Origin of the sequence: Serratia sp. JKS000199, from assembly GCF_900215455.1 — a bacterium.
In the GTDB taxonomy this organism is placed as follows: Bacteria; Pseudomonadota; Gammaproteobacteria; order Enterobacterales; family Enterobacteriaceae; genus Serratia; species Serratia ureilytica.
The window spans coordinates 84080-108629 of sequence record NZ_LT907843.1; the positions used below are offsets into that span (position 1 = coordinate 84080).

At 59.5% G+C, this 24550-nt stretch carries 25 protein-coding genes; 18 read left to right on the top strand and 7 right to left on the bottom strand.

Translation table 11 applies throughout. From position 1 onward, the window contains the following. Positions 1-67: 67 nt before the first annotated feature. On the bottom strand, positions 68-838 hold the full coding sequence (locus CPH57_RS00365; RefSeq protein ID WP_033651644.1) for a basic amino acid ABC transporter substrate-binding protein: 771 nt from the start codon (positions 836-838) through the stop codon (positions 68-70). Between the two features lie 403 nt (positions 839-1241). On the opposite strand from CPH57_RS00365, the gene ftsB reads away from it, so the two are divergent. The 8 genes from ftsB to rpoS all read left to right on the top strand — a co-directional run bounded on the left by ftsB (position 1242) and on the right by rpoS (position 7547). Further along, a complete protein-coding gene (gene ftsB / locus CPH57_RS00370) occupies positions 1242-1562 on the top strand; it encodes a cell division protein FtsB (protein WP_016929043.1) in 321 nt (106 codons plus the stop codon). A 3-nt stretch (positions 1563-1565) separates the two neighbouring features. Beyond that, entirely contained in the window at positions 1566-2273 is a 708-nt protein-coding gene (gene ispD, locus CPH57_RS00375) for a 2-C-methyl-D-erythritol 4-phosphate cytidylyltransferase (protein WP_004932598.1), read from the top strand. Between the two features lie 10 nt (positions 2274-2283). Next, positions 2284-2757, top strand: a complete 474-nt coding sequence (gene ispF, locus CPH57_RS00380) for a 2-C-methyl-D-erythritol 2,4-cyclodiphosphate synthase (protein ID WP_004932594.1) — start codon at positions 2284-2286, stop codon at positions 2755-2757. A 4-nt stretch (positions 2758-2761) separates the two neighbouring features. Next, positions 2762-3808: a tRNA pseudouridine(13) synthase TruD gene (truD, locus tag CPH57_RS00385; RefSeq protein WP_089196592.1), complete on the top strand. Its 1047-nt coding sequence runs from the start codon at positions 2762-2764 to the stop codon at positions 3806-3808. Next, positions 3789-4550, top strand: a complete 762-nt coding sequence (gene surE, locus CPH57_RS00390) for a 5'/3'-nucleotidase SurE (RefSeq protein WP_033641889.1) — start codon at positions 3789-3791, stop codon at positions 4548-4550. Before truD ends, surE begins: the two co-directional genes overlap by 20 nt. Next, on the top strand, positions 4544-5170 hold the full coding sequence (locus CPH57_RS00395) for a protein-L-isoaspartate(D-aspartate) O-methyltransferase (protein WP_033641890.1): 627 nt from the start codon (positions 4544-4546) through the stop codon (positions 5168-5170). The genes surE and CPH57_RS00395 overlap by 7 nt, the downstream gene beginning before the upstream one ends. Positions 5171-5495: 325 nt before the next feature. Further along, positions 5496-6494: a murein hydrolase activator NlpD gene (nlpD, locus tag CPH57_RS00400; RefSeq protein WP_170853020.1), complete on the top strand. Its 999-nt coding sequence runs from the start codon at positions 5496-5498 to the stop codon at positions 6492-6494. A 54-nt stretch (positions 6495-6548) separates the two neighbouring features. After that, on the top strand, positions 6549-7547 hold the full coding sequence (rpoS, locus tag CPH57_RS00405) for an RNA polymerase sigma factor RpoS (protein ID WP_019455119.1): 999 nt from the start codon (positions 6549-6551) through the stop codon (positions 7545-7547). Positions 7548-7626: 79 nt separating this feature from the next. Here the strand turns inward: rpoS and mutS are convergent, their stop codons facing one another. After that, complete coding sequence (gene mutS / locus CPH57_RS00410) at positions 7627-10182, bottom strand: DNA mismatch repair protein MutS (RefSeq protein WP_033644194.1); 2556 nt, start codon at positions 10180-10182, stop codon at positions 7627-7629. 394 nt (positions 10183-10576) lie between these two features. On the opposite strand from mutS, the gene CPH57_RS24510 reads away from it, so the two are divergent. Then, a complete protein-coding gene (locus CPH57_RS24510; protein WP_162882342.1) occupies positions 10577-10744 on the top strand; it encodes a hypothetical protein in 168 nt (55 codons plus the stop codon). Here CPH57_RS24510 and CPH57_RS00420 read toward each other — a convergent pair. The 4 genes from CPH57_RS00420 to CPH57_RS00435 all read right to left on the bottom strand — a co-directional run bounded on the left by CPH57_RS00420 (position 10741) and on the right by CPH57_RS00435 (position 14297). Next, positions 10741-11358 carry a Fic family protein gene (locus CPH57_RS00420; RefSeq protein ID WP_089191196.1) on the bottom strand — a complete coding sequence of 206 codons (618 nt, stop codon included), beginning with the start codon at positions 11356-11358 and terminating at the stop codon, positions 10741-10743. The two genes, CPH57_RS24510 and CPH57_RS00420, sit on opposite strands and share 4 nt — an antisense overlap. 194 nt (positions 11359-11552) lie before the next feature. Continuing rightward, on the bottom strand, positions 11553-12545 hold the full coding sequence (locus CPH57_RS00425) for a hypothetical protein (RefSeq protein WP_230079616.1): 993 nt from the start codon (positions 12543-12545) through the stop codon (positions 11553-11555). A gap of 30 nt (positions 12546-12575) precedes the next feature. Then, complete coding sequence (locus CPH57_RS00430) at positions 12576-13547, bottom strand: aldo/keto reductase (RefSeq protein ID WP_033641894.1); 972 nt, start codon at positions 13545-13547, stop codon at positions 12576-12578. Between the two features lie 12 nt (positions 13548-13559). Then, positions 13560-14297, bottom strand: coding sequence for an SDR family oxidoreductase (locus CPH57_RS00435; RefSeq protein ID WP_308346994.1), 738 nt, complete (start codon positions 14295-14297; stop codon positions 13560-13562). A 169-nt stretch (positions 14298-14466) separates the two neighbouring features. Between CPH57_RS00435 and CPH57_RS00440 the strand changes: the two genes are divergently transcribed. The 6 genes from CPH57_RS00440 (at position 14467) to chbG (ending at position 20672) form a co-directional block, all read left to right on the top strand. Next, positions 14467-15360 (top strand): LysR family transcriptional regulator, encoded by an 894-nt coding sequence (locus CPH57_RS00440; RefSeq protein ID WP_033641897.1) that lies wholly within the window; start codon positions 14467-14469, stop codon positions 15358-15360. Positions 15361-15777: 417 nt separating this feature from the next. Next, positions 15778-16095 carry a PTS sugar transporter subunit IIB gene (locus tag CPH57_RS00445; RefSeq protein WP_004932561.1) on the top strand — a complete coding sequence of 106 codons (318 nt, stop codon included), beginning with the start codon at positions 15778-15780 and terminating at the stop codon, positions 16093-16095. 12 nt (positions 16096-16107) lie between these two features. Beyond that, positions 16108-17469 carry a PTS N,N'-diacetylchitobiose transporter subunit IIC gene (chbC, locus tag CPH57_RS00450; protein ID WP_033641899.1) on the top strand — a complete coding sequence of 454 codons (1362 nt, stop codon included), beginning with the start codon at positions 16108-16110 and terminating at the stop codon, positions 17467-17469. A gap of 43 nt (positions 17470-17512) precedes the next feature. Further along, a complete protein-coding gene (locus CPH57_RS00455; RefSeq protein ID WP_089196595.1) occupies positions 17513-18898 on the top strand; it encodes a glycoside hydrolase family 1 protein in 1386 nt (461 codons plus the stop codon). 15 nt (positions 18899-18913) lie between these two features. Beyond that, the gene (chbR, locus tag CPH57_RS00460; RefSeq protein ID WP_004932550.1) at positions 18914-19762 is read left to right on the top strand and encodes a transcriptional regulator ChbR; all 849 of its coding nucleotides are present in this window, start codon (positions 18914-18916) and stop codon (positions 19760-19762) included. A gap of 148 nt (positions 19763-19910) precedes the next feature. Beyond that, positions 19911-20672, top strand: a complete 762-nt coding sequence (gene chbG, locus CPH57_RS00465) for a chitin disaccharide deacetylase (protein WP_096241901.1) — start codon at positions 19911-19913, stop codon at positions 20670-20672. 9 nt (positions 20673-20681) lie between these two features. On the opposite strand, the gene CPH57_RS00470 is transcribed toward chbG, so the two are convergent. Beyond that, a complete protein-coding gene (locus CPH57_RS00470) occupies positions 20682-22061 on the bottom strand; it encodes an MFS transporter (protein WP_033641904.1) in 1380 nt (459 codons plus the stop codon). 243 nt (positions 22062-22304) lie between these two features. On the opposite strand from CPH57_RS00470, the gene pncC reads away from it, so the two are divergent. The 3 genes from pncC to recX all read left to right on the top strand — a co-directional run bounded on the left by pncC (position 22305) and on the right by recX (position 24545). Next, positions 22305-22793, top strand: coding sequence for a nicotinamide-nucleotide amidase (gene pncC / locus CPH57_RS00475; protein WP_033641905.1), 489 nt, complete (start codon positions 22305-22307; stop codon positions 22791-22793). Positions 22794-22904: 111 nt separating this feature from the next. Further along, positions 22905-23969, top strand: coding sequence for a recombinase RecA (gene recA / locus CPH57_RS00480; protein ID WP_004932541.1), 1065 nt, complete (start codon positions 22905-22907; stop codon positions 23967-23969). Between the two features lie 60 nt (positions 23970-24029). Continuing rightward, positions 24030-24545 carry a recombination regulator RecX gene (gene recX / locus CPH57_RS00485; RefSeq protein ID WP_096241902.1) on the top strand — a complete coding sequence of 172 codons (516 nt, stop codon included), beginning with the start codon at positions 24030-24032 and terminating at the stop codon, positions 24543-24545. The last annotated feature ends 5 nt before the right edge of the window (positions 24546-24550 follow it).

Consider the following 24550-nt stretch of genomic DNA (forward strand, 5'->3'; position numbering starts at 1 on the left):
GGTATTCCTTCTTGGTATGCTGAAACGGTGGCGCGCCGACGGCCTTGCGGGCGCCGGCGGCAGGGCATTATTCCGCCGGCAGCGTCGGTACGTTGCTGTCGAACCAGGCTTGGTAGATCTTGGCGTAGGTGCCGTCGGCGATGATTTTCTTCAGGCCGGCGTTGATTTTGTTGCGCAGCTCATCGTTGCCTTTGGCGACGGCGATGCCGAAATACTGACGTTCGAACTTGGCGTCGGGCACCAGCTTGAAGGCTTTCTCAGGGTGGGTTTTGATATAGAACTTGGCCACGCCGACGTCGCCGACCGCCGCGCCGATACCGTCTTCATACAGCTCTTGCAGCATCAGCGGGGTATTGTCGAAGCGTTTGATGGCGGTGCTGTTTTTGCCCAGCGCGTCGGACACCACGATGTCGCCGGTGCTGGAGTTCACCACGCCGACCTTCAGCGCTTTCAACGCGGCAATGGAGTCTACCTTCGAGTCTTGCGGCACCACGATGGCCTGCTCTGCCGGGAAGTAAGGCGCAGAAAAATCAACCATTTGTTTGCGTTTATCGGTGATGGTGATGCCGGAGATGATGATATCGCGATCGCCGGAATTCAGCGTGGCGAAGATCCCTTCCCACGGCGTATTGATCAGTTTTATCTGGAAACCTTCGGCCTTGGCTACCGCTTTGATAATGTCGATGTCGAAACCTTCCAGCTGCTTTTGGCTGTTTTCAAACTCGAACGGCCGATAGGTGCCGCCGGAGCCGACGACGTAGGTAGGTTCAGCCGCCAACGCGGCGGTGGAGAAGGTGGCGGCCAGGCAGGCGCCGATCAGAACTAAACGTTTTAACATCGCGATCCCCGATAATGAATGGTTATATATTGGAATTATTTATGCACTATGAGTGCATAAAAATAAGCTTCAATGAATGAAAGTGCAACCACTGCATGAGGATTATTCTTTCTATGGTGTTAAATATTCACTTCTTGCTTTGCCTTGGCGTAAGCGACGGGTCAGGATGCGATGGTGCAGTGATTCTTGCTGCATAATGGGGGAAGGGCAGTGTGTGTGTCAGCGGAAAACGCGGCGCGCGCGCCGGACTAAAGCGGCTTTTTTTGCCGCTTTCGCAGCGGAATTAGGCGCTGAACACGGGAATCCTTCATCCGTATTCTGAATTTGGCGTTGAAATGCCGCTCTCAGTGTGGAGTCCAACGAGAAGTTGTGGGATGATTGGTCGGTTTTTCAGGGGGCGGAGATGGGAAAACTTACGCTGCTATTGCTGGCATTGCTCGGTTGGTTACAGTATTCACTGTGGCTGGGCAAAAATGGTATTCACGATTACGTGCGGGTCAATGAAGACGTTGCGGTCCAACAGGGCAACAACGCGAAGTTGAAAGCGCGTAACGATCAGCTGTTTGCCGAAATCGATGATTTGAACGGCGGTCAGGAAGCGATCGAAGAGCGAGCGCGTAATGAGCTGGGCATGATCAAGCCCGGTGAGACTTTCTATCGTCTGGTTCCTGACCAATCCAGACGCAACGCGGCGTCTTCCTCGCAAAATAACGCACAAAAATAACGCATGAATCACTCCGCAGGCACCTTTCCCTCGGTGATTGCCGTCCTGCCCGCTGCCGGTATCGGCAGCCGCATGCAGGCGGAATGCCCGAAGCAATATTTAACCATCGGCCGGCACAGCATCGTCGAACACGCTATCCATGCTCTGTTGCGCCACCCGCGCATTGAACGGGTGATCGTGGCGATCGGCCCGGAAGATCGTCAGTTCGAACGGCTGCCCATCGCTCAGGATCCGCGGGTGACCGTCACCGAGGGCGGCAAACAGCGCGCCGATTCGGTGATGGCCGGGCTGAAGCTCGCGGGTGATGCGGACTGGGTGCTGGTGCACGACGCTGCGCGCCCCTGCCTGCATGCCGACGATCTCGAGCGCCTGTTGGCGATCACCGCACACAGCAAGGTGGGCGGCATTCTCGCCGCGCCGGTGCGCGACACCATGAAGCGCGCCGAACCTGGCCGCGACACCATCGCCCACACCGTTGAACGACAGGATCTGTGGCATGCGCTGACGCCGCAGTTGTTTCCGCTGCCGCTGCTCAAGCAGTGCCTGCAGCGCGCGCTGGATGAAGGCGCAAACGTCACCGACGAAGCCTCGGCGCTGGAGCATTGCGGTTATCATCCGCTGCTGATCGCCGGCCGGGCGGATAACATTAAAGTAACGCGGCCGGAGGATTTGGCGCTGGCGGCGTTCTATTTGACTCAGTTGGACAATTAAGGAGCGCACCATGCGTATCGGTCACGGTTTTGACGTACATAAATTCGGCGGCGAAGGCCCGTTGGTGATCGGCGGTGTTCGCATCCCTTACGACAAAGGCTTGTTGGCCCACTCCGACGGCGACGTTGCGCTGCACGCCGCGACCGACGCCTTGCTGGGCGCGGCGGCGCTGGGCGATATCGGCAAGCTGTTCCCCGATACTGATCCGGCCTTCAAGGGCGCGGACAGCCGCGAGCTGCTGCGCGAAGCCTGGAAGCGCATCCGCGCCAAAGGGTACCGCCTCGGCAACCTCGACATCACGATTATTGCCCAGGCGCCGAAAATGGCGCCGCACATCCCGCAGATGCGCGTCTTCCTGGCGGAAGATCTGCAGTGCCATATGGATGACGTCAACGTGAAGGCCACGACCACCGAGCAGCTCGGCTTCACCGGGCGCGGCGAGGGCATCGCCTGCGAAGCGGTCGCCTTGCTGATCAAGGAATAACCGCATGGATATGGCGAATCTGACCTGGCTGCATGGCCAGCCGCAGAGCACCGGGGTGTTGAAAGCCAATCCGGAAGACTTCGTGGTGGTGGAAGACCTGGGCTTTGCGCCGGACGGCGAAGGCGAGCATGTGCTGGTGAACATCCGTAAAAACGGCTGCAATACCCAGTTCGTGGCCGACTATCTGGCGCGCTTCGCCGGTATTCACGCCCGTTCCGTCAGCTATGCGGGCTTGAAGGATCGCCACGCGGTGACCGAACAGTGGTTCTGCCTGCATATGCCGGGCAAAGACACGCCGGATTTCTCACAGTTTGCGCTGGAAGGCTGCGAGGTGCTCTCGTTCGCCCGCCACCTGCGCAAAATGCGCATCGGCAATCTGAAGGGCAACCACTTTACGCTGGTGCTGCGCCAGATTTCCGATCGTCAGGACGTTGAGCGCCGCCTGCAGGCTATCGCCGCGCAGGGCGTGCCAAACTATTTCGGCAGCCAACGCTTCGGCCGCGGCGGCAACAATCTGGTGATGGCGCGCCGCTGGGCGAACGACGAAATCCGCGTTAAAGAGCGCAGCAAGCGCAGCTTCTACCTTTCCGCCAGCCGCAGTGCGCTGTTCAATCTGATAGCCGGCCGGCGCCTGGCCGACGGCCTGCAGCGCACCGTGCTGGAGGGGGATGCCCTGCAGTTGAGCGGCCGCGGTAGCTGGTTCGTCGCCAAAGCCGATGAGCTGGAGACGTTGCAACAGCGGCTGGATGCCGGCGAGCTGGCGATCACGGCTTCCTTGCCGGGCGACGGAGAGCCAGGCACCGCCGGCCAAGCCTTGGCTTTTGAACAACAATGCTTGGCGAAACAACCGGAATTGCTTACGCTTTTAAAGCGCGAGCGTGTCGAACCCGCTCGCCGGGCCCTGCTGTTGCAGCCGCAAAATTTGCAGTGGAACTGGTGGGATGACGTTACCGTGGAACTGCGCTTCTGGTTGCCGGCAGGCAGCTTTGCTACCAGCGTGGTTCGCGAAATCATGCAGCAGGATAACAGTGATGCGGATATTGCTGAGTAACGATGACGGCGTCAGCGCCCCAGGCATTCAGGTGCTGGCAGCGGCGCTGCGGGAGTTTGCCGAGGTGCAGGTCGTGGCGCCGGATCGTAACCGCAGCGGTTCTTCCAATGCCCTGACGCTGGAGTCGCCGCTGCGCACGCAGACGCTGGCCAACGGCGATATCGCGGTGCTGCAGGGGACGCCGACCGACTGCGTTTATCTTGGCGTCAACGCATTGATGCGCCCTGCGCCGGATATCGTGGTCTCCGGCATTAACGCCGGACCGAATTTAGGCGATGACGTCATCTATTCCGGCACCGTCGCGGCGGCGATGGAGGGCCGGCACCTGGGGCTGCCCGCGCTGGCGGTGTCGCTGAACGGTCACCAACACTACGCGACTGCTGCGGCCATTACCTGCCGCATCTTGCGTGCGCTGCAGCGTGAACCGTTACGCACCGGAAAAATCCTGAATATTAACGTGCCGGATTTGCCGCTGGCGGAGATCAAAGGCCTGCGCGTCACTCGCTGTGGCAGCCGCCATCCCGCCGATAAGGTCTTCTGCCAGCAGGATCCGCGTGGACAAAATCTCTACTGGATCGGGCCGCCTGGTGATAAATTTGATGTCGGGCCGGATACCGACTTTGCGGCGGTGGAACAAGGCTATGTGGCGATCACGCCGCTACAGGTGGATCTGACCGCCTACGCGGCGCAGGAAGTCGTGAAAACATGGTTAACCAAGGCAGAGGTTAGCGGGGAATGGTGAACAAGCGTATGCAAACATTGCTGACGCAGCTGCGTCAGCAAGGGATCCGGGACGAAAAGCTGCTGCGAGCGATCGAAGCGGTGCCGCGCGAGCGTTTTGTCGACGAAGCGCTGGATCACAAAGCCTACGAAAACACTGCATTACCGATCGGTTCCGGTCAGACCATTTCTCAGCCCTATATGGTGGCGCGGATGACCGAGCTGCTGAATCTGAAGCCTACTTCACGGGTGCTTGAGATCGGCACCGGTTCCGGTTATCAAACCGCCATTCTGGCGCATCTGGTGCAACACGTTTGTTCCGTCGAGCGCATCAAGGGGCTGCAGTGGCAGGCCAAGCGCCGCCTGAAGCAGCTCGACCTTCATAATGTTTCCACTCGCCACGGCGACGGCTGGCAGGGCTGGGCGTCGCGCGGCCCGTTCGATGCGATCATCGTCACTGCCGCGCCGCCGGAGATCCCGCAGGCGCTGGTTGAGCAGTTGGACGACGGCGGCATTTTGGTGTTGCCGGTGGGCGAGCATGCCCAAACCCTCAAACGCATTCAGCGCCATGGCAACGATTTCGTGGTCGACGCGGTAGAGGCGGTGCGCTTTGTGCCGCTGGTGAAAGGCGAATTGGCCTAGCGATTGTCTGATTTTTCGACCGTCTGAAAAATCTGTTGCACTTTCATCACGTGCGGATAAGGTTTTCTCGTTCCAATCAGGCTAATTTTCACTAGAATTGGCCTTTCTACGTAGTTGTCTTATGGTGCGGTGACGCCAATGTGGTTAGCATTGGCGCGCGTTTTGATGCTCCGGCGGGAGATGACCTGGCGTTCAGGGATCGGCCGGCGGCGCCTTTACATCGCAGAAACTGGGAAGTGGCAAAAGCTCGGCTACGATGTAAAGGGTATTTTGGATATATCACTGATATTGCTGTCATGGGGGAAGCATGAGCACGGGAAGCCCAATGATTACGTTACGCCGGGTTGCGGTGTGTACGATGGTAAGTTTGTGGTTGGCGGGTTGTACAAACACGGCCTCGACGTCAGCCCCTATCAGCAGCGTGGGCGGCGGCGGCGCCGTTCCATCCGGCAATAATAATGGCGGAGCGCAGCAGGCCAGCCCAGAGGGCCGCATTGTCTATAACCGCAGTTATAACGCTATCCCTAAAGGGAGCTACAGCGGCGGCGACACCTATACGGTCAAGCGCGGTGATACGCTGTTTTACATCGCCTGGATCACCGGCAACGATTTCCGCGACCTGGCGCAGCGCAACAATATTCCCGAGCCTTACAGCCTGAATGTTGGCCAAACCATTCAACTTGGTAATGGTTCTGCCAATGGCGGCGGCGGTATGCTGGCGACGACTGACGCGACCAAAAGCGGTGTTCCGAAGCCACCTTCCAGCACCCAGATCCAGACGGCAACGGTTGATTCTCAATCAACTAACGCGTATTCTGAAAACTCGGGTAAACAGAATGTAGGTAAGATGTTACCTGCAGCGGGCGCCGCAGCGGTTGGGACCGCGACTGCGCCTGTTACCGCACCGGAAGCCGCTCCACCAGTGAGCAGCACCGTCAGCAACAGCGCTCCGGTCAGTACCTGGAGATGGCCGACTGACGGCAAGATTATTGATAACTTTTCCTCATCAGAAGGTGGGAATAAGGGCGTCGATATCGCCGGTTCCCGTGGGCAGCCTATCTTCGCTACCGCCGATGGTCGCGTAGTGTATGCAGGCAACGCTTTACGGGGTTACGGTAATCTAATCATCATCAAACATAATGATGATTACCTGAGCGCCTACGCTCATAACGACACAATGCTGGTCCGGGAACAACAAGAAGTGAAGGCGGGTCAAAAAATAGCCACCATGGGTAGCTCCGGTACCAGTTCAGTACGTTTGCATTTTGAAATTCGTTACAAGGGGAAATCCGTAAACCCGCTGCGTTATCTTCCGCAGCGATAGATTGGGCAGAATACGCTGAGATTCTGCTCGCGGTATCACGGGTAGGAGCAGCATATGAGCCAAAATACGCTGAAAGTTAACGAGTTACATGATGATGCGGATTTCGACGAGAATGGAGCTGAGGCTGAGTCGTTTGATGAAAAAGCGCTGGTAGAAGAAGAGGCCAGCGAGAACGATTTAGCGGAAGAAGAGCTGTTGTCTCAAGGCGTTACGCAACGCGTATTGGATGCGACGCAGCTCTATCTGGGTGAGATCGGTTATTCACCTCTGTTGACCGCAGAGGAAGAGGTCTATTTTGCGCGGCGTGCTCTGCGCGGTGACGTGCCGTCCCGCCGTCGCATGATTGAAAGCAACCTGCGGCTGGTGGTGAAAATCGCCCGCCGCTACAGCAACCGCGGTCTGGCGCTGCTGGATCTGATCGAAGAGGGTAACCTCGGTCTGATCCGCGCGGTGGAAAAATTCGACCCGGAACGCGGTTTCCGTTTCTCCACTTACGCAACCTGGTGGATCCGTCAGACGATTGAACGGGCGATCATGAACCAAACCCGCACCATTCGTTTGCCTATCCATATCGTCAAAGAACTGAATGTTTATCTGCGCACCGCGCGCGAGCTTTCCCATAAACTGGATCATGAACCGAGCGCTGAAGAGATTGCCGAGCAACTCGACAAGCCGGTGGATGACGTCAGCCGCATGCTGCGCCTGAATGAGCGCATCACCTCGGTGGATACGCCGTTGGGCGGGGATTCGGAGAAAGCGCTGCTGGACATTTTGGCCGACGAGAAGGACAACGGGCCTGAAGACACCACGCAAGACGACGATATGAAGCAAAGCATCGTCAAATGGCTGTTCGAACTGAACGCCAAACAGCGTGAAGTGTTGGCGCGTCGTTTCGGCCTGCTGGGCTATGAAGCGGCGACGCTGGAAGACGTGGGCCGGGAGATTGGCCTGACGCGTGAACGCGTCCGTCAGATTCAGGTTGAAGGTCTGCGTCGCCTGCGTGAGATTCTGCAGATGCAGGGCCTGAGCATTGAGGCGCTGTTCCGCGAATAACGCCGGTTGTTGAACCGCATCAAATAAAAACGGTGAGCATGATGCTCACCGTTTTTTTATGCCCGCGTTTGGCGTCTGACTACACCATATTTTTCAGCCGGTAGATCCATTCCAGCGCCTGGCGCGGCGACAGGGAATCCGGATCCAGCGCCTCCAGGGCTTCTACCGCCGGCGAAGTCTCTTCCTGCAACAGCGTCATCTGGGTGGCATCAACGCTGCCCGACGCGGTGTGGCTGGAGATGGATTCCAGCTCGCGAAGCTTTTGGCGGGCGCGCTTGATGACGTCGCGCGGCACGCCGGCCAGCGCGGCGACCGCCAGGCCATAGCTTTTGCTGGCGGCACCGTCCTGCACGCTGTGCATAAAAGCGATGGTGTCGCCGTGCTCAAGCGCGTCCAGATGCACATTGACCACGCCTTCCATTTTTTCCGGCAGCGTCGTCAGCTCGAAGTAGTGGGTGGCGAACAGCGTCATCGCTTTGATGCGGTTGGCCAGGTTCTCGGCGCAGGCCCAGGCCAGCGACAGGCCGTCGTAGGTGGAGGTGCCACGGCCGATCTCATCCATCAACACCAGGCTGTGCTCGGTGGCGTTGTGAAGAATATTGGCGGTTTCGGTCATCTCCACCATGAAGGTGGAACGGCCGGAAGCCAGATCGTCCGCCGCGCCGACGCGGGTGAAGATGCGATCCACCGGGCCGATGGTGGCTTTGGCAGCCGGAACGTAGCTGCCGATGTGCGCCATCAGCACAATCAGCGCCGTTTGCCGCATATAGGTACTTTTACCGCCCATGTTCGGACCGGTGATGATCAGCATGCGGCGCTGTGGCGACAGGGAGAGCGGGTTGGAGATAAACGGTTCGCTCAGCACCTGCTCCACCACCGGGTGGCGGCCTTCGGTAATGCGGATCCCCGGTTGTTCGCTCATGACCGGGCAGGCGTAGTTCAGGGTGTCGGCGCGCTCGGCCAGGTTGGCCAGCACGTCCAGCTCGGCCAGCGCGGCGGCGCTTTGTTGCAGTTCCGCCAGGTGCGGCAGCAGCAGATCGAACAGCTCGTCGTACAGGCTTTTCTCGATCGCCAGCGCTTTGCCCTTGGAGGTGAGTACCTTGTCTTCGTACTCTTTCAATTCCGGGATGATGTAGCGCTCGGCGTTTTTCAGCGTCTGGCGACGTACATAGTGGATCGGCACCAGGTGGCTCTGGCCGCGGCTCACCTGGATGTAGTAGCCGTGTACGCCGTTGAAGCCGACTTTGAGCGTATCCAGCCCCAGCTTTTCACGTTCGCGGATCTCCAGCCGATCGAGGTAGTCGCTGGCGCCGTCGGCCAGCGCGCGCCACTCGTCCAGCTCGCTGTTGTAACCGGGGGCGATCACGCCGCCATCGCGCACCAGCACCGGCGGCGATTCAACGATCGCGCGTTCCAGCAGTTCGCGCAGCTCGTCGAACTGGCCTACCTGAGATAGCAGTTGCTGCACATGCGGCGTATCCACATCTTGCAGCAGCGCGCGGATGTCCGGCAGTTGCTGGAAAGCATGACGCATGCGGGCCAGATCGCGTGGCCGCGCGGTGCGCAGCGCCAGGCGCGCCAAAATTCGCTCCTGATCGCCCACCTGGCGCAGCGAAGGCTGCAGATCGGCGAACCGTTCCTGCAATGCGCCGATCGCCTGCTGGCGGGCGGTCAGCACCTTGATGTCTCGGGTCGGCATGTGCAGCCAGCGTTTCAGCATGCGGCTGCCCATCGGCGTGACTGTGCGATCGAGGATCGCCGCCAGCGTGTTGTCGCTGCCGCCGGACAGGCTCTGCGTCAGCTCCAGGTTGCGGCGGGTGGCGGCGTCCATGATGATGCCGTCCTGCTGACGCTCCATGGTGATGCCGCGAATGTGCGGCAGCGAAGTGCGCTGGGTATCTTTCACGTACTGCAACAGACAGCCGGCGGCGCGCAGCGCCTGATGCGCCTGCTCGACGCCGAAGCCGGTCAAATCGCGGGTGCCGAACTGCAGGTTGAGTTGTTGGCGTGCGGTCTCCAGTTCGAATTCCCACAGCGGACGGCGGCGCAGGCCGTGGCGTTGTTCGATCAGCGCCATTTGTTCGAAGGTTTCCGGGTAGAGCAGCTCGGCCGGATTGGTGCGCTGCAGCTCGGCGGCCATGGTCTCTAGATCCTGCGGCTCGGCGACGCGGAAGCGGCCGGAGCTCACGTCCAGCGTGGCGTAACCGAAGCCGCGCGCATCCTGCCAGATCGCCGCCAGCAGGTTGTCCTGGCGCTCTTGCAGCAGCGCTTCGTCGGTGATGGTGCCGGGGGTGACGATGCGTACCACTTTGCGCTCGACCGGCCCTTTACTGGTGGCCGGATCGCCGATCTGTTCACAGATGGCGACGGATTCGCCGAGTTGAACCAGCTTGGCCAGGTAGTTCTCCACCGCGTGGTGCGGCACGCCGGCCATCGGGATCGGCTCGCCCGCCGAGGCGCCGCGTTTGGTCAACGAGATATCCAGCAGTTGGGAAGCGCGCTTGGCGTCGTCGTAAAACAGCTCGTAGAAGTCACCCATGCGGTAGAACAGCAGGATTTCAGGATGCTGGGCCTTGAGGCGCAGGTACTGCTGCATCATCGGCGTGTGCGAATCGAGTTTATCGGTGCTATTCATGCGATTATTTTTCCAATCCATTGAATGTAAAGGGAACTGTGATTTTCATTGTCGTCATTCGCTATCACATTGTTTCAGCAGGCGTCGCCCCACTCAGCGCTTGGCGGGCGGCGCAAATCAAATCATCAAAACGCCAAACGGCGCACTCAAACCTGAGGTTTGCACAGACGCTTATACTAGCCCAGCGGGCAATCGGCTGTCACAGGTAAAAATGGGAAGCGCTGCGCAAGGCGGGTTTGTAACGCGGTGAGATTGTTGTTCGCCTGCGGGCAACAACGCAAGTGGCCGCCCGGAGTGGTGGTGAAGCTATTGCTCGGGAGTGAGAGGCAAGGGAATGAAGTCCTGTACATTCCTTGATATAATGTCTTCAGCAAATTTGCGAACAGAGGTTGTCATGAGTAACAGCAAAAAAGTGCAGGTGGGTTATGCTAAGCCGTCCCGTACGGACATTGCGCGTTCCGTGGCGACATCAACGGCGGTTGAAACAGGTCAACCCTCAGCCAGAGTTGAAGCTTCTTTAGAAGAAGCGCGTAAAAAATTTGCTCATTTACGCCTTGCCTAATACCTTCTTAGTGCTTGACTGACCCAGTGTTTCATCGGTTCGTAGTTCATGTTCATACCTGAGTGAATCGCTGAGATATATTGGGCTCTGTTTTGTTCCCAGCTTTGATAATCCAACGGTTTATGCCCGCCCTGAACCGCCATCACATCGGCCAACAGCCGTGACAAACGGCCATTCCCTTCTCTGAAGGGATGTATGAGTATCAGTTCAACATGGATTATTGCAATCGCTTCTATCAGCTGTTCTTCGCTCATGGCTGAGCAAGGTGTGTAACGAGCCAGGTATTCCACCTCGAAATCGTCCAGTAGTTTGGGCAATCGCGTCGAAGGGGCAAACATAAAGCCCCCTTTGCTGATATTGACAGTTCTTGCTTGTCCAGCCCATGCATAGATATTGCCTAACCAGCGGCGATGCCAGCCCTTGATCATCTCGACGGTGATTTTCCCTAACGGAAAATGCTGTTCGAAAACGGAATGGTAGAGCTGTTCCAGCAATACCAATTCGGCATCGTCGAGTTCATTGCTATCGGCAATACCCAGCTTGTTGGCTAGAACTTGCTCGCCGGATTCTTTCTCATATTGGCCTTCGCTGCTGGAAACATGGTATCGGCTCATGCTTACGCTCGGTAAATGAGGCGGGAGATAAGGCAAGTATAATCAGCGATACGCGGCGGAACAATTTAATTAAAATCAGGTTGTTAAGTTAGGATTAATCATAAGTATGATTAATGGCATCGAAGTAAATAGTTTCAATTTATTGGATGTTAACGATACAACGCGAGTGGCCGCCCGCTGAGGCGGCGTAGAGGTTATTGCGCGGCGGTGAGAGGCAAGGGCAGTTGATAGATGCGGAAGCTGTCGGGCACTTCGGTTTCATGGCCGGGCAGCAGGCGGTGGCGGATGCGCGACTCGCTGACGAAGGCGCAGCCTTGTGGGGTGATAGTCAGGTTGACCGGCGACTCCATGCCTTCGCGCAAAACCTCAATCCGATGCATGCCGGTCGCTTTTGGCAACGCGATCCGCAGGATCCGCCCTTGGCCGCTCTGGATCCCGTTCTCCAGCACGATCAATGCGCCGTCCGGCGCCAATCCCATTCCGTCCGGGTTTTCAATCAGGCGCGGCAGCTGCATTTCCGTCAGCTGCGGCTTTGGATCGTGATAGCTGAGAGTGTAAAGCTTACCGGTGCCGAAATTGGCGACAGCCATCAGCCGATCGTCGAGCAGCACGATCCCGGCGGCGCCCAGCCCGCTCGGAGCCGCCAACCGCGCATCCTGAAACAGCGTACTGAATGCCGCTTCGCCCGGCCGCAGGCGCAGGATGCCGCCGCCTCGGGTTTCTGTCACGTACACCGTACCGTCTGCGCCGAGCACGATATCGTTGCCCATTTCCCCCGTCGGCAGCGCCAGGCTGCGGTTGAGCGTGCCATCGGCGACGTTCAGCGCATAGATGCGGTTGGCGCGCGATTTGCCGCCGGAAAGGAAGTCCGGCGAATTGCCCCACAGCAACCCGCGCCGTTCGTCCAGCCGCAGCGCGTTTGAGGCGAACACCGTGTCAGCGCCAGGGAAAAAGGTTTCCCACGCTTTACCCGGCCGCTTGCGCAGCACGTTGCCGCTGGTGATCAGGCCGACATACAGCGTGCCGTCCGCCGCGCGGGCGATGCCGTTGGGATAAAGCGCGCCGGGCGGCAGCGTCATGCTGCTTTCGGCGCAGTGGGTATTGGCGGCGGCCTGCGCCGGAGTGGTCAGGGGGAGTGCGGCGGCGAGGGTGAACAACGCTGCTCGCGCGGTAAGCGCATATGACATGTCTTCTCTCCTGGAATGACGGAAAAGGGGCTACCAGCGATCGGGGCGGGCAGCGTGCGCCATCGGCGCCTCCAGCGCGGCCACGTCTTGCGGCGATAAGCTGAGATTAAGCGCCGCTAGCGCATCCTGCAGATGGTGCGGCTTGGACATGCCCACCAGCGGTGACGCCACGCCGGGTTTGGCCAGCAGCCAGGCCAGCGCGATCTGCGCCGGTGGAACGCCGCGCGTGGCCGCCACCTCCGCTACCGCTGCGACGGTGCGTTCTACTTCGTTTCTGCCGCCGTACCAACGGGGCGCCTGTTCGTCGGTGGCGGCGCGCAGCGTGCCGGCGTTGCCGGAACCGGCCAGCACGCCGCGGGCCAGCGGCGACCAGGGCGTCAGGCTGAGCCCCTCCTCCAGACACAGGGGGATCAGCTCCTCTTCATCTTCACGCGTCACCAGGTTGTATTGGCCTTGCAGCGAAATAAACGGCGCCAGGCGGTGCTGACGCTGAAAGGCCAGCATTTTCATCAGGCGCCAGGCGTGCAGCGAGGAGGCGCCGAGATAGCGGATCTTGCCCGCCCGTACCAGGCCGTCGAGGGTGTCGGCGGTTTCTTCGATCGGCGTTTCGGTGTCGAAGCGGTGCAGCACAAACAGATCGAGGTAATCCGTCCCCAACCGCTGCAAAGAGGCGTCGACGCTGTGCAGCAGGTGCTTGCGCGACAGCCCTCGGCTGTTCGGCTGCGCGTCCATCGGAAAGTAGGCCTTGGTGGCGATCACCACGTCTTCGCGGCGTGCGAACGCCTTCAGGGCGCGGCCGAGAATGCGCTCGCTTTCTCCGCCGGAGTAAATGTTGGCGGTATCGAAAAAATTGATGCCCGCTTCCAGCGCTTCGCGGATAAAGGGGCGCGCTTCATCTTCCTTCAGCACCCAGGGGCGCCAGGCCGGATCGCCATAGGTCATGCAGCCCAGGCAGAGACGAGACACTTTCAGGCCGCTGTCGCCAAGCCGAACGTAGTTCATGGCATCGTCTCCTCAGCGCATGCCGGCGATGGTGTAACCGCCGTCCACCAGCAGGCTTTGGCCGGTGATGAAGCGGGCCTCGTCCGTCGCCAACCACAGCGCCACATCGCCGATGTCTTCCGATTCGCCCAGGCGGCCGGCGGGCGTATGGGCGATAAAGGGCGCGAACGCCGCGCTGTCGGCTACGCTGCCGCGCGCCATCGGCGTGTCGATGATGCCGGGGTTGATGTTGTTGACGCGGATGCCCTGGCCGCTGTATTCGAGCGCCACCGCGCGGATCATCGCATCGAGCGCCCCTTTGCTGGCGGAGTAGCTGGATGAGCCGGCCAGCGCGCCGTGGGTCAGCCAGGAGGAGGTGTTGATGATCACGCCGCCCGACCGCTGAGCCAGGAAGGTTTCAATCTCGTATTTCATCGCCAGCCAGACGCCTCTGAGGTTAATGGCAATCACCCGGTCAAAATCCTCGCTGCTCTGTTCGGTGATGGGGGCGAAGTTGCCGATGATGCCGGCGTTGTTGAAAGCGACGTCGAGCCGGCCGTAGTGGGCGGTCACCGCGGCGAGTAGCCGGCGGATATCGTCTTCTTGGGAGACGTCGGTCACGATGGGCAGGGCATCGCCGCCAGCCAGCGCGATATCGCGCGCCGTGGCTTCGATCTCCGCCGCGCGCCGGCCGGCCAGCGCCACGTTGGCGCCTTCGCGGGCATAGGCCAGCGCGGCGGCGCGGCCGATGCCGGTGCCGCCGCCGCTCACCAGTACGACTTTGCCCGCCAGACGGCGCGGCGTTTCATGGGTTGGAGCTGTAGCATTAATCATCGCATCGATACCTGGTAATGGGTTCGATCGCAATGCTATGTTGTTAGATGACGGATAACTATCCGCTAAAAATTCATCTCACTATTAGATAATTTATATCAATAGCATGAAGAAACCCGAACTGTCCGGCCTGGCGGCCTTCGTGGCTATCGCCAGTGAACGCAGCTTCCGCCGCGCCGCCGCCCGATTGGGCGTGACGCCGCCGACGCTGACCCACACCCTGCGCGAACTTGAAGCGCAGGTGGGCATTCGCCTGCTGAACCGCACCACCCGTAACGTCTCGCCGACGGAGGCCGGAGAGCATCTGCTGGCGCAGCTGGTGCCGGCTTTTACCGACATCGACGCCGCGCTGGAGAGCCTGAATGCGTTTCGCGAAGGGCCACGCGGCCTGGTGCGTATCAACGCGCCGCGTTCGGCGATCGATCTCGCCATCGTGCCGCATCTGGGACGGCTGGCCAGCGAATACCCCGGCATTACGCTGGAAGTGGTGGCGGACGAGGGGTTCGCCAACATCGTCGAGCAAGGCTTTGACGCTGGCATCCGGCTCGGCGAGGATCTGCACAACGATATGCGCGCGGTGCGCCTGACGCCGGATCTGCGTTTTGCCATCGTCGCCACGCCGGATTACTTTCAACGGCACGGTGAACCGACGCACCCGCAGGATTTACTGCAGCATCGCTGCATCGGTTGGCGCAAAGCTTCTTCAGGCGAGCGCTACAAATGGGCCTTTCAGCAGGGGGAGCAGCGGTTTTCCGTGGCGGTCAACAGCCCGTTGATACTCGATGACGGCAGGATGATGGTGCAGGCGGCGCTGGCGAACGTCGGCATCGCTTTTGCCATCGAGCAGGAGGCAGAGGAATACCTGGCGAGCGGGCGGCTGCGGCGGGTGCTGGCCGATTGGTGCGCGCCGTTTCCCGGTTTTTACCTCTATTACCCCAACCGCAGAAACCATTCCGTGGCGCTGGCCACGGTGATTGAGTTGCTGCGTCTGCCCACGTAATCCTCTTCGCCTGCCATCGCGTTCGGATGGCAGCAGGCGAATCAAGCTTGAACTATTTTTATTCCCTCGCCGTTTGTTCAGACGTAAATAAACCCTTAAATTCTCAGCGAGTTTATAACTTGCTGTTTATAATTGTTATTTGATTATTTATTACGAATATTCTGAGTTTTTATCGGTTATTTGAGAGCCCGGTCACACTATTTTTTTGTGCGAAATGTGAAGAGGGTCAATCCATCAGGTCAATGAGAGACGGTTCTGTCTCCTTCTGGCTTACCGATCCTTTTTTCATGCTCCGTATACTGTCTGTAACCAGGGCAACGTGACGGAAATTTTCATAAGGAATATGCGTGAAGCAATCGTGATTGCATCTGGCATACAAATAACACCGGGTTTTTTTGATTATCTGAGGTGCTTGGTATGGAAAAGAAAAAAATCTATCTGTTTTGTTCTGCCGGTATGTCCACTTCCCTGTTGGTATCAAAAATGAAGGCGCAGGCCGAAAAATATGAAGTACCGGTGATCATCGCCGCCTATCCGGAAGCGCTGGCCGCGGAGAAGGGGGTTGAAGCGGATCTGATCCTGCTGGGGCCGCAGATCGCCTACACCCTGCCGGAAGTGCAGAAACAGTTGCCCAATAAACCTGTTGAAGTCATCGATCCGCTGCTGTACGGCAAGGTCGATGGGCTGGGCGTGCTGAAGGCCGCGGTGGCCGCCATCAAGAAAGCCAACCAATAACAGGAGGCCGCCGTGAATACCCTCATTGCCTCGCTCGAGAAGGTTATCCTGCCTTTCGCCGTAAAAATCGGTAAGCAGCCCCACGTCAACGCCATCAAAAACGGCTTTATCCGCCTGATGCCGCTGACCTTGACCGGGGCGATGTTCGTGTTGATCAACAACGTGTTCCTGAGCTTTGGCGAGGGATCGTTCTTCTATTCGCTGGGCGTGCGATTGGACGCCTCCACCATCGAGACGCTCAATAGCCTGAAGAGTATTGGCGGCAGCGTTTACAACGGTACGTTGGGGATCATGTCCCTGATGACGCCGTTCTTTATCAGCATGGCGCTGGCCGAAGAGCGCAAGGTCGATCCCCTGGCCTCGGCGTTGCTGGCGGTGGCGGCCTTCATGACCGTCACGCCGTTCAACGTCGGCGAGGCCTATGCGGTGGGCGCCAATTGGCTGGGCGGCGCCAACATCATTTCCGGTATGGTGATCGGGCTGGCGGTGGCTGAGATGTTTGCCTTCATCGTGCGGCGCAACTGGGTGATCAGCCTGCCGGACAGCGTGCCGGCTTCGGTGTCGCGCTCCTTCTCGGCGCTGATCCCCGGCTTCATCATCCTCTCCATCATGGGGCTGGTGGCGTTCGCGCTGGCGCACTGGGGCACCAACTTCCACCAGATCATCATGGACGGCATTTCGGCGCCGCTGGCCAAGATGGGCAGCGTAGTGGGCTGGGTATACGTGCTTTTCTCTTCGCTGCTGTGGTTCTTTGGGGTACACGGTTCCATGGCGCTGGCGGCGCTGGACAGCGGCATCATGACGCCTTTCGCGCTGGAAAACGTGGAGCTGTACAATAAATACGGTTCGGTCGAGGCGGCGGTGGCCGCCGGCAAAGAGTTCCACATGTGGGCGAAACCGTTCGTCGACTCTTATATTTACCTCGGCGGCACCGGTTCGACGCTGGGCCTGATCATCGCCATCTTCATCGCCTCGCGCCGCGAAGATTACCGCCAGGTCGCCAAACTGGCGACGCCATCCGGCATTTTCCAGATCAACGAACCTATCCTGTTCGGTTTGCCGGTGATCATGAACCCGGTGATGTTTATTCCGTTCATCCTGGTGCAGCCGGTGCTGACCCTCATCACCTCGCTGGCTTACTACTCCGGGCTGATCCCGCCGATCACTAACATCGCGCCCTGGACCATGCCGGTCGGCCTGGGAGCGTTCTTCAACACCAACGGCAGCATCATGGCCCTGTTGCTGAGCTTGTTCAACCTGGCGGTCGCCACCGTGATTTATCTGCCGTTCGTGGCGATTTCCAACAAGGCGCAAAGCCAGATCGATGCGGCGACGGAAAGCGAAGAAGACATCGCCAAGGCGCTGAAATTCTAACTGTGGAACGGGGCGGCGCGGTCGCCCCGCGAGGGACGCAAATATGGAATATCAATTTGCCGACGGGTTTTGGTGGGGCAGCGCCACCTCCGCGCCGCAGTCTGAAGGGGCGGCCGCGCGCGATGGCAAGAGCCGCAACATCTTCGACTATTGGTACGAGATCGCGCCCGAGCGCTTTCACGATCGGGTGGGGCCGACCGAGGCCTCGACCTTTTATGACCATTTCCGCACCGATATCGGGCTGCTCAAAACGCTGGGCCACAATACCTTCAGAACCTCGATCTCGTGGTCACGGCTGATCCCGGACGGGGACGGCGAGGTGAACCCGCAGGCGGCGGCATTCTACAACGCGATGATCGACGAGCTGTTGGCGCAGGGCATCACCCCGTTTATCAATCTCTACCACTTCGATATGCCGCTGTGCATGCAGCAGCGCGGCGGCTGGGAAAGCCGGGCGGTGATCGACGCCTATGCGCGTTACGCCGACATCTGCTTCGGCCTGTTTGGCGATCGGGTTACCCACTGGTTCACCTTCAACGAGCCGATCGTGCCGGTAGAGGCCGGTTACCTGAATGACTTGCATTACCCTTGCGTGGTGGACTTCAAACGGGCGGTCACCGTGGCGTATCACAGCGTGCTGGCGCACGCCATGGCGGTGCAACGTTTCAGAGCGCGGGGGCTGCCGGGGAGCATCGGCATCATTTTGAACCTGAGCCCAACCTATCCGCGCTCCGACGCGCCGGAGGATCTGCAGGCCGCACACGACGCCGATCTGTTGCTCAATCGCAGCTTTCTCGACCCGGTCGCCAAAGGGCGTTATCCGGCGGCGTTGCTGCATCTGTTGGCGCAGCATGGGCTGATGCCTTACTGCGAACCGCAGGACGCGCAACTGCTCGAAGGCGGCGTGGTGGATATCCTCGGCGTCAACTACTACCAGCCGCGAAGGGTGCAGGCGAAAGCGGGGCGCCGCGCCGGGGAGCCGATCGCGCTGCCGGAGGACTTGTTCAGTTACTATGCAATGCCGGGCCGCAAAATCAATCCGCATCGCGGCTGGGAGATCTATGAGAAGGGGTTGTACGACATTCTGATGGATCTAAAAGAGAACTACGGCAATCTGCCTTGTTATATTTCCGAAAACGGCATGGGCGTTGAGGGCGAAGAGGCGTTTATCGGCGCCGATGGGCGGGTGGAGGACGATTACCGCATCGAGTTTATTCGCGATCACCTGAAGTGGCTGCACCGCGCGCTGGCGGAAGGCTCGCAGTGCAAGGGCTATCATCTGTGGACCTTTATCGACTGCTGGTCCTGGCTGAACGCCTACAAGAATCGTTATGGGCTGGTGCGGCTGGATCGGGCGGAGCAGCGGCGCACCATCAAAAAAAGCGGCTACTGGTTTGCCGAGGCGGCCAGACGCAACGGATTTGACTAACGGGAGGCCGGGGCCGTGTCCGATAACCGAATTTCGCTGAGTGCGAACGACGTGAAGCTGATTCGCGAGCAGGATTTCTTTAACTGCAAAGACTTTCACCTGTTTATCTATAACAAGGTGGAAAGCGCCACCGGGCTGCATCAGCACGACTATTACGAATTCACCATCGTGCTGAGCGGCAAATGCTATCAGGAGATCAACGGCAAGCGGGTGCTGCTGGAACGCGGGGATTTCGTCTTTATCCCTATCGGCTCCTACCACCAGAGCTTTTACGAGTTCGGCGCGACGAAAATCTTCAACGTGGCGGTCAGCAAAGCGTTCTTTGAAGAGCACTATTTGCAGCAACTGCCGCGCTGCTTTGTCGCCTCGCAGGCCTACAGCCTGAGAAGCGAGTTTTTGGCCTATATCGAATCGGTGGTGAGTTCGCCGCAGTTTCGCGAGGACGATTTCGCCGAATTTCTCGAAACGCTGACCTTCTACGTGATCAGCCGCATTCGTCACTATAAAGAAGACACCGACGGCGGCGATGATATCCCGCAGTGGCTGAAAAACACCCTGGCCGGCATGCATGACAAGGCGATGTTCGGCGAGCGGGCGTTGGCGAACATGGTGGCGCTGTCGGGGAAAACTCAGGAGTACCTGACCCGGGCGATGCGGCGTTATTACCAGAAGACGCCGATGCAGGTGATCAATGAGATCCGCATCAACTTCGCCAAGACGCAGCTGGAGGTCACCAACTATTCGGTCTCCGACATCGCCTTTGATTCCGGCTATGGCGACGTCAGCCTGTTCATTAAAAACTTCAAGCGGCTCACCGACGTGACCCCAGGCAACTACCGAAAAAAGTGTTACGGCCCTCTTTAGGGCCGCTCCCGATCAGTATCAACGCCGATATGCCGATGAGCTTCAGGGCGCCGGTCGGTTAATCATTTGATTTATATCTTAGCGAAGGGGAATGCCGCACCGGTCGGTCGGCCCTCCCTTGCCAAAAATTCATCCCGCGGGAGCCACTATGGAAAAACTACTGATCGTGAATGCCGACGATTTCGGTCTGAGCAAAGGGCAGAACTATGGCGTTATCGAGGCGTATCAGCATGGCGTCGTTTCCTCCACCACGGCGATGGTGAACGGCGGTGGCGCGGAGCATGCTGCAGCGCTCAGCCGACAATATCCCGGATTGCCGATCGGGCTGCACTTCGTTTTGACCCATGGCAGGCCGCTGGGCGCCATGCCTTCGCTGGCCAACGAGCGCGGCGAATTGGGCAAATGGCTGTGGCGCCGCGCCGAGGCCGGCGAGCTGCCGCTGGACGAGATTCAGGAAGAGCTGCAGCGCCAGTTCGCGCGGTTCGTGACGTTGTTCGGCAGGCCGCCGACGCACATAGACAGCCACCACCATGTGCATATGCAGCCGCAGATTTACCCGCTGGTGGAGGCGTTCGCGCTGGCGCATGATCTGCCGCTGCGCATCGATCGCGAAGAGGCGAAACGGCGCGACATTGCGTTGCAGACTCCCTGCAGCACCGACGCGTTTGACGCGGGATTCTACGGTGAAATGATTTCCGAAGCCTTGTTCTTGCAGCGGTTGGCACGCGCCGACGAGCAGGGCGCCGAGTCATTGGAAATGATGTGCCACCCGGCCTTCCTCGACGCGACGATCCTGCAGAGCCAATACTGCCATCCGCGCCTCGCCGAGCTGGATGTGTTGACCGCGCCAACGCTGAAAGCGGCGATCGCCGAACGCGGTTTTCTGCTGGGCTCTTTCCGGGATCTGTAACGCAGTCATTTACAGCATGGCGTGCGCCTTTTTCAGACCGGTGTCTTCTTCCGGATCCGCCCCCTGAGCTGAGGGTTCCGCTTCCTGTTCTTCGGGCTGCGGCTCCTCGACATCGGGCGCCGCTTCCGGCGGCGGCATGGTGTCGTGAATGATCTGCTCATCGAAGGTTGGATTGAGCGCCGGCGACAGCGGCGAGCTGGCGAGGCTGTCCGGCAGCGCAATATGCGGCACCGGCGCGTCCTGCGCCAGCTGCGGTTCCTCTGCTTTGGCCGTCCGGCTCAGGGCTGCCAGCAGCACGCCGCACAGGGCGAAGAAGGCGTACAGAATATTGCCGCCAAGCGGCTCGATCAGCGCGCCGACCGCCAACGGCCCGATGCTGGCACCGACGCCGAACGCCATCAGCAGACAGGCGGCCAGCGAGACGCGGCGCTCCGGCTCGATCAGATCGTTGGCCAGCGCCACCGCCAGCGGGTAGAGCGTAAACTGCAGCATGCTGACGACGAATCCTACCGCCAGCAGCAGCGGAAAATCGATGTGCGGCAGCAGCGCCAGCGGCAGCGCCGCCACGATCAGCAGAATGGCGTTGAGGCGCATCAGCAAGGGGCGGTTATAGCGATCCGACAGCCAACTGAGCGGGAATTGCGCCACCAGCCCGGCGAAGATGGAGAGCGCCATGAACAGGCCGGTTTGCTGAGTGGTTAAGGACTGCAGGCTGGCGTAGACCGGCGCCAGCCCGTAAAACGAGCCCACGACCATGCCGATCACCAGCGTGGTGGCCAGCACCTTGGGAATGGCGCCGACAAAATAACGCAGTTCCATCGGCGCCGGCGACATGTGGCGCGCATTGGTGCGGGTAGTCAGAGCGATCGGCACCAGACAGAGCGCGAAGCACAGCGCGATCACCAGCAGCGTGGCGATGCCCAGATTGCTTTGCAGCATCAGCACGATCTGGCCCAGCGACATGCCGAGATAGGTCGCCGCCATATAGAAGCCGAACACCATGCCGCGCTGGTTGGATTCCGCCTGGTCGTTCAACCAGCTCTCCAGCACCATGTACTGACACATCATGCATAGGCCGATCACCAGGCGCAGCGCGACCCAGGCGGGAATGAACTCCGTCAGGCCGTGGCCCAGCACCGCGGCGGTGATGATGCCGGCGCAGGCCACGTAGGCGCGGATATGCCCGACGCGGGCGATGAGAAAGTGGCCGACCTTGCCGCCGATCACCAGCCCGATGTAGTTGGCGGCGATGATGGCGCCGATCAGCGCGCTGCTGACGTGAATGGAGGTCAGCCGCAGCGAGACGTAGGTAGTGAGCAGGCCTGAGCCCAACAGCAGCAGCAGGGTGGTGGTGTACAACGGCAAAAATACGCCCAACGTTTTTTTCACTCTATCATCCTAATCTCTTCTGGTGCGCCCTGAGGCCGCTGCCGCAGCATGCCGCCTCCGTGATGTTCCTTGTGCTGGTGCGCCGCCGCTCGATGGGGCGCTTCTTTTGATACTAGCAGCTTGGCCGGGCGCTTAAAACCGCACCTCCTGCGAGGCGCTGCGCATTTCTGCGCGCCAGCCGCCGCGCCGCCTTGATAAATGTTACTATCGGGCGCATATACCTGAATTCGCGAGGGAGGGGTTATGAGTCAAAACCAATTGCGCCGGCTCAGCGTGCTGGCAGGGGAAAAACTGAAGGCGCAGGGCCGCTGGATCACCTGCGCGGAATCCTGCACCGGCGGCGGCATCGCCAAGGCCATTACCGATGTCGCGGGCAGCTCCGCCTATTTCGATCGCGGATTCGTGACCTACAGCAATGCGGCGAAGCATGACCTGCTGGGAGTGAGTGAAGCGACGTTGGCGGCGCATGGCGCGGTCAGCGAAGAGGTGGTGCGCGAGATGGCCATAGGGGCGCTGCGGGCGGCGCAGGCCGATCTGGCGCTGTCGGTGAGCGGCATCGCCGGCCCGGACGGCGGCAGCGCGGAAAAGCCGGTCGGCACCGTGTGGTTCGGCTTCGCCAGCAGCGATGGCCGGGGGCTGTCGCGCAAGATGCAATTCGAGGGCGACCGCGATGCGGTACGGCTGCAGGCGACGATTTTCGCGCTGCAAACCGCCATCGACGAATTTTTGTAAATTAGGCTTGATACTGTATGACCATACAGTATAATTAGTGACATTTCCTGCACAACATACATTCAGTGGCAGTGTGGGGTAACACCGGCATTGCGAAACGAAGGAGCAAAAATGGCTATTGATGAGAACAAGCAAAAGGCGTTAGCTGCGGCACTGGGCCAGATTGAGAAACAGTTCGGCAAAGGCTCCATCATGCGCCTGGGTGAAGACCGCTCCATGGACGTGGAAACCATCTCCACCGGCTCACTGTCACTCGATATCGCTCTGGGCGCCGGCGGCCTGCCGATGGGCCGCATCGTCGAAATCTACGGCCCGGAATCGTCCGGTAAAACCACCCTGACGCTGCAGGTGATCGCCGCCGCGCAGCGCGAAGGCAAAACCTGTGCGTTCATCGATGCCGAGCACGCGCTGGATCCTATCTATGCGAAGAAGCTGGGCGTCGATATCGACAACCTGCTGTGCTCCCAGCCGGACACCGGCGAGCAGGCTCTGGAAATCTGTGATGCGCTGACCCGTTCCGGCGCGGTTGACGTCATCATCGTCGATTCCGTGGCGGCGTTGACGCCGAAGGCGGAAATCGAAGGTGAAATCGGCGATTCGCACATGGGGTTGGCGGCGCGCATGATGAGCCAGGCGATGCGTAAGCTGGCCGGCAACCTGAAAAATGCCAATACCCTGCTGATCTTCATCAACCAGATCCGTATGAAAATTGGTGTGATGTTCGGCAACCCGGAAACCACTACCGGTGGTAACGCTCTGAAGTTCTATGCTTCGGTGCGTCTGGATATCCGTCGTATCGGCGCCATCAAAGAGGGCGACGAAGTGGTGGGCAGCGAAACCCGCGTGAAAGTGGTGAAGAACAAAATCGCTGCGCCGTTCAAACAGGCTGAGTTCCAAATCATGTACGGCGAAGGCATCAACAGCCGTGGCGAGCTGGTCGATCTGGGCGTGAAGCACAAGATGATCGAAAAAGCCGGCGCCTGGTACAGCTATAACGGCGAGAAGATCGGTCAGGGCAAGGCGAACGCCTGTAACTTCCTGAAAGAAAACCCGGCTATCGCCGCCGAGCTGGATAAGAAACTGCGCGACCTGCTGCTGCACAGCGGCGGTGAGCTGGTGGCTGCCTCCGGTGACGACTTCGAAGATGACGAAGCGGAAACCAGCGAGCAGTTTTAATCGCTGAAGATGTGCGCCGCCGTTTATGTGGCGCACATCCCCTGAATTCAGGCTTGAATGATGAATGACTTGCTAAGCCGCGCCATGCGCCTGCTGTCGCAACGCGATCATAGTGAAGCTGAACTGCGCCGCAAACTTGCGGCGCAGCCGTTTGTGGCGAAAGCCCGGTTTGGCGGCAAGGGGCCGCATGCGCCGACATCGCCGCCGCCGGTAGCCGAAGAACCGGTAGATCCCGCGCTGATCGATCAGGTTATCGTCTACTGTTACCAGCACAACTGGCTGGACGATAAGCGTTTCGCCCACAGCTACATCGGCAGCCGCAGCCGCAAAGGTTATGGCGCGCAGCGCATCCGCAGCGAACTGATGCAAAAGGGCGTGGATAAAGCGCTGGTGCAGGACGCGTTGGTGGAATGCGATATCGACTGGTGCGAACAGGCGAAACAGGTGGCGCAGCGAAAATTTGGCGATACGTTGCCAACCGACTGGAAAGAGAAAGCCAAAGTGCAGCGTTATCTGCTCTATCGCGGCTTCTTCCAAGAAGAAATTCAGTCAATTTACCGTGATTTTGCGCAATGAGCGCA

Excerpts from the sequence above, each read along its gene's own strand:
- nlpD (WP_170853020.1), top strand. The coding sequence starts at position 5,496 with ATGATTACGTTACGCCGGGTTGCGGTGTGTACGATGGTAAGTTTGTGG.
- ispD (WP_004932598.1), top strand. The coding sequence starts at position 1,566 with ATGAATCACTCCGCAGGCACCTTTCCCTCGGTGATTGCCGTCCTGCCC.
- CPH57_RS00365 (WP_033651644.1), bottom strand. The coding sequence starts at position 838 with ATGTTAAAACGTTTAGTTCTGATCGGCGCCTGCCTGGCCGCCACCTTC.
- CPH57_RS00455 (WP_089196595.1), top strand. The coding sequence starts at position 17,513 with ATGGAATATCAATTTGCCGACGGGTTTTGGTGGGGCAGCGCCACCTCC.
- CPH57_RS00445 (WP_004932561.1), top strand. The coding sequence starts at position 15,778 with ATGGAAAAGAAAAAAATCTATCTGTTTTGTTCTGCCGGTATGTCCACT.
- recX (WP_096241902.1), top strand. The coding sequence starts at position 24,030 with ATGAATGACTTGCTAAGCCGCGCCATGCGCCTGCTGTCGCAACGCGAT.
- CPH57_RS00420 (WP_089191196.1), bottom strand. The coding sequence starts at position 11,358 with ATGAGCCGATACCATGTTTCCAGCAGCGAAGGCCAATATGAGAAAGAA.
- CPH57_RS24510 (WP_162882342.1), top strand. The coding sequence starts at position 10,577 with ATGAGTAACAGCAAAAAAGTGCAGGTGGGTTATGCTAAGCCGTCCCGT.
- ftsB (WP_016929043.1), top strand. The coding sequence starts at position 1,242 with ATGGGAAAACTTACGCTGCTATTGCTGGCATTGCTCGGTTGGTTACAG.
- recA (WP_004932541.1), top strand. The coding sequence starts at position 22,905 with ATGGCTATTGATGAGAACAAGCAAAAGGCGTTAGCTGCGGCACTGGGC.
- mutS (WP_033644194.1), bottom strand. The coding sequence starts at position 10,182 with ATGAATAGCACCGATAAACTCGATTCGCACACGCCGATGATGCAGCAG.
- surE (WP_033641889.1), top strand. The coding sequence starts at position 3,789 with ATGCGGATATTGCTGAGTAACGATGACGGCGTCAGCGCCCCAGGCATT.
- CPH57_RS00395 (WP_033641890.1), top strand. The coding sequence starts at position 4,544 with ATGGTGAACAAGCGTATGCAAACATTGCTGACGCAGCTGCGTCAGCAA.
- pncC (WP_033641905.1), top strand. The coding sequence starts at position 22,305 with ATGAGTCAAAACCAATTGCGCCGGCTCAGCGTGCTGGCAGGGGAAAAA.
- truD (WP_089196592.1), top strand. The coding sequence starts at position 2,762 with ATGGATATGGCGAATCTGACCTGGCTGCATGGCCAGCCGCAGAGCACC.
- CPH57_RS00430 (WP_033641894.1), bottom strand. The coding sequence starts at position 13,547 with ATGAACTACGTTCGGCTTGGCGACAGCGGCCTGAAAGTGTCTCGTCTC.
- rpoS (WP_019455119.1), top strand. The coding sequence starts at position 6,549 with ATGAGCCAAAATACGCTGAAAGTTAACGAGTTACATGATGATGCGGAT.
- CPH57_RS00425 (WP_230079616.1), bottom strand. The coding sequence starts at position 12,545 with ATGTCATATGCGCTTACCGCGCGAGCAGCGTTGTTCACCCTCGCCGCC.
- chbG (WP_096241901.1), top strand. The coding sequence starts at position 19,911 with ATGGAAAAACTACTGATCGTGAATGCCGACGATTTCGGTCTGAGCAAA.
- ispF (WP_004932594.1), top strand. The coding sequence starts at position 2,284 with ATGCGTATCGGTCACGGTTTTGACGTACATAAATTCGGCGGCGAAGGC.
- CPH57_RS00440 (WP_033641897.1), top strand. The coding sequence starts at position 14,467 with ATGAAGAAACCCGAACTGTCCGGCCTGGCGGCCTTCGTGGCTATCGCC.